At 70.8% G+C, this 2,156-nt stretch carries 2 protein-coding genes; one reads left to right on the top strand and one right to left on the bottom strand.

What is annotated here, in order from left to right; translation table 11 throughout:
* Positions 1-1,004, top strand: a 1,004-nt coding sequence (locus VF794_RS36785) for a peptidylprolyl isomerase (protein WP_331117864.1), incomplete at its 5' end; no start/stop codon positions are given.
* Between the two features lie 65 nt (positions 1,005-1,069).
* Here VF794_RS36785 and VF794_RS36780 read toward each other — a convergent pair.
* A partial coding sequence (locus tag VF794_RS36780) for a sensor domain-containing diguanylate cyclase (protein WP_331117862.1) occupies positions 1,070-2,156 on the bottom strand: 1,087 nt, incomplete at its 5' end.

Raw genomic sequence — 2,156 nt, 5'->3', positions numbered from 1 at the left:
GCAACCAGGCCCGCATCGTGTTCGCGCGCTTCCTGCCCACCATGTACGCCGACAAGGTGCCGGCCCCCTCCGCGGCGGACCTGAACACCTACAAGCAGGCGCACCAGAAGGAAATCCAGGACTACTACGAGGCCAACCGCTTCGTGTACCAGCAGCCCGAGCGCATCCGTGCGCGCCAGGTTCTCCTCAAGGTGGCCCCCGAGGCCACGCCGGAGCAGAAGGCCCGGGCGATGGAGCGGGCCCAGGCGCTGCGCAAGGAGATCGATGGCGGCAAGGACTTCGCCGAGGTGGCGCGCGCCAGCAGCGAGGACCCGGGCACCAAGGCCGCCGGGGGCGACCTGGGCTGGGTGGAGCGCGGCAACTGGGAGCCGGCGCTGGCCAACGCGGCCTTCGCGCTCAACGCGGGTGAGGTGACGCAGCCGGTGGAGACGAAGTTCGGCATCCACCTGGTGAAGGTGGAGGAGAAGAAGCCGGCCCAGGACAAGAAGCTGGAGGAGGTGCAGGACGAGATCGCCACCACCCTCTTCAAGCGCGACAAGGCCAAGGAGCAGGCCCAGGCCGCGGCGCAGAAGGCGCTGGCCGAGGTGAAGGGGGGCAAGGCGCTCACCGCCCTCTTCCCGCCGGAGAAGGCGGGCCAGCCGGCCCTGCTGCGCTTCGAGACGGAGACGCGTCCGGAGGCGGTGCAGACGGACGTCTTCAACGCGGCCAGCACCAACGTGCCGCACCTGGGCCCGGCGCCGGACCTGCTCACCGCCGTGTTCGCCACCAAGGGACCGGCGGCGCTCGAGCAGGCCTTCCCGGTGGGCGAGGGCTTCGTGGTGGCGCAGGTGACCGAGCGCCAGCTGCCGGATGACGCGAAGTTCGCCGAGAAGCGGGACGAGCTGCGCCGCCAGGCCCAGCAGGCCAAGGAGTACGAGGTGGCCGACTCCTTCCTCAAGGCGCTGCGCAAGAGCGGCAAGGTGGAGACCAACCCCGAGGCCATCGACCAGGTCGTCGGCGGGTAGTCCCCGGGAGGGCCCTTCCCTTCCGTTGTCCAGGGGGCGTCACCCTTCGGGGGGCGCCCCCTTCTTCATTTCCTGCCGCCGGGCCTCATGGCCACGCCCCCGGGCAGATCCGCGTGGGGCACGGCGAGGCAGATGTCGTCGCGGCCCCGGGCCTTGGCCGCGTACATGGCGAAGTCCGCCGCCCGCACCAGATCCACCGCCGACAGGGCGTGCTCCGGGTAGGTGGCCACCCCGAGGCTCGCGGTGACGCCCAGGTCCAGCCCCGCCGACTGCTGGAAGCGCCGGCTGCGGAAGGCGTCGCGGATGCGCGTGGCGCTCGTCATCGCCCCGTCCGTGCCCGTCTCCACCAGCAGCAGGGCGAACTCGTCGCCGCCGTAGCGGAAGACGTAGTCCAGCTGCCGGCAGCAGGAGACGAGCAGCTCGCCCACCTCCTTGAGTACCGCGCTGCCCACCAGGTGCCCGTGGGCATCGTTGATGGCCTTGAAGCGGTCCAGGTCCAGGAAGACGAGCGACACCGGGTGGTGGAAGCGCTGCGAGCGCCGCACCTCGTGCTCCAGCTGCGCGCGCAGGTGCCGGGCGTTGTAGACGCCCGTGTGCTCGTCGGTGATGGTGAGTTCCTGCACCCGCCGGAAGTTGCGCGCGTTCTCGATGGCGATGGCCGCGAAGTCCGCGATGGCCGTGAGCGCCATCAGGTCCTCCTGGGTGAAGGGCCGGTCCGTCACCCCGTTCACCAACTCGATGACGCCCAGCACCCGCCCGCGCGCGATGAGCGGCACGGCCACGATGGAGCGGGTGCGGAACGCCGAGGCGTCGTCGAAGCGCGAGGCGAAGGACGGGTCACCCGACACGTCCTCCACCAGCCGCGCCATCCCCGAGGAGAAGACGGTGCCGGCGATGCCCTCGCCCGGGCCGAGCTGCAGCCCCTTGAGCACGTCCGCCCCCTCCCCCACGGCGATCTCGAAGTAGAGCTTGCCGGTGCGCTCGTCCTGCAACAGGAGCGACCAGTTGCGAGGCCGCAGCAGGCTGCGCACCTTTTCCATCATCAGGTTCAGCACCTCCCGGAGCTCGAGCGTGGAGGTGAGCGCCTTGGCGATGTCGTTGTAGGCGGCGAGCTGCTCCACCGTGCGCGTCATGGCCGCGAGCAGGTCCGCG

The sequence above is a fragment of the Archangium sp. genome (assembly GCF_036389735.1).
GTDB lineage: Bacteria > Myxococcota > Myxococcia > Myxococcales > Myxococcaceae > Archangium.
This window is presented reverse-complemented; position numbering and strand designations above follow the sequence as displayed.